Source organism: Pseudomonas sp. MYb185, assembly GCF_002979975.1.
Lineage (GTDB): Bacteria > Pseudomonadota > Gammaproteobacteria > Pseudomonadales > Pseudomonadaceae > Halopseudomonas.
Genome location: NZ_PCQD01000028.1, coordinates 1 through 1,587 on the forward strand (window position 1 = coordinate 1; position 1,587 = coordinate 1,587).

Annotated in this window: 2 protein-coding genes; both read right to left on the bottom strand. The window is 63.6% G+C overall.

Annotation, left to right across the window (positions count from 1 at the left end):
* On the bottom strand, window positions 1-866 hold an 866-nt coding region (locus CQ007_RS18715), incomplete at its 3' end, for an electron transfer flavoprotein subunit alpha/FixB family protein (protein WP_105647355.1).
* Window position 867: 1 nt separating this feature from the next.
* The coding region (locus tag CQ007_RS18720; RefSeq protein WP_105647356.1) for an electron transfer flavoprotein subunit beta/FixA family protein at window positions 868-1,587 on the bottom strand (720 nt) is incomplete at its 5' end.

The following is a 1,587-nucleotide window of genomic DNA, read 5'->3' on the forward strand; positions in this document are numbered from 1 at the left end:
ACCTGGAAGATCGGCGCTTCCTCGTCCTTGTTGATCGCAACAATGACCTTGGAGTCCTTCATACCCGCCAGATGCTGGATCGCGCCGGAGATACCGACGGCGATGTACAGGCTCGGGGCAACGATCTTGCCGGTCTGACCGACCTGCATGTCGTTCGGTACGAAACCGGCGTCCACTGCCGCGCGCGAGGCACCGACGGCCGCACCCAGCTTGTCGGCCAGGCCGTACAGCAGCTGGAAGTTGTCGCCGTTCTGCATGCCGCGACCACCGGAGACCACGATCTTGGCGCCTGCCAGCTCGGGACGGTCGGACTTGGCCAGTTCTTCGCCAATGAACGCCGACAGACCGGCATCCTGGGCCGACGCAACGGCTTCAATGGCAGCACTGCCACCGTCGGCGGCCACGGCGTCAAAGCCGGTGGCACGCACGGTGATGACCTTGATCGCGGCGTCGGACTTGACGGTGGCGATGGCATTACCGGCGTAGATCGGGCGCTTGAAGGTGTCGGCGCTTTCTACGGCGATGATCTCGGAGATCTGATCGACGTCCAGCAGGGCAGCGACGCGCGGCAGGTAGTTCTTGCCGTTGGTGCTGGCCGGGGCCAGGACGTGGCTGTAGCTCTTGCCCAGCTCGGCGATCAGCAGGGAGATGTTCTCCGGCAGCTGGTGGGCGTAGGCGGCGTTGTCGGCCAGCAGCACCTTGGATACACCAGCGACCTTGGCGGCGGCTTCCGCCACGGCGCCACAGCCGGCACCGGCGACCAGCAGGTCGATGTCACCACCGATAGCCTGGGCGGCAGCCACGGTGTTCAGGGTGGCGGCATTCAGTTCGGCGTTGTTGTGTTCAGCAATAACCAGAATCGTCATGTCAGATCACCTTGGCTTCGTTCTTCAGTTTGTCGACCAGCTCATCAACGCTCTTGACCTTGATGCCGGCGCTGCGGGCAGCTGGAGCTTCGACCTTGACGGTGCTCAGGGTGGAGGTGGTGCTCACGCCCAGCTCGTCCGGCTTGAGGGTTTCCAGCGGCTTCTTCTTGGCCTTCATGATGTTCGGCAAGGAAGCGTAGCGCGGCTCGTTCAGGCGCAGGTCGGTGGTGACGATGGCCGGCAGTTTCAGGTCAACGGTCTGCAGACCGCCGTCGATTTCGCGGGTGACCTTGACCCGGTCGCCTTCGACATTCACCGCAGAGGCGAAGGTGCCCTGGGCGTAGCCGGAGAGCGCCGCCAGCATCTGGCCGGTCTGGTTGTTGTCGGAGTCGATGGCCTGTTTGCCAAGGATCACCAACTGTGGCTGTTCCTTGTCGACGACAGCCTTGAGCAGCTTGGCGATGGCCAGCGAGTTCAGCTCATCGGCGGACTCGACCAGCACGGCACGGTCGGCACCCAGGGCCAGGGCGGTACGCAGCTGCTCCTGGGCAGCGGTCGGGCCGACGGAGACCGCGACGATCTCGGTGGCGATGCCCTTTTCCTTCAGGCGTACGGCTTCTTCCACGGCGATTTCGCAGAAGGGGTTCATGGACATCTTGACGTTGGCGAGGTCGACACCGCTGTTGTCCGCCTTGACGCGAACCTTGACGTTGTAGTCAAC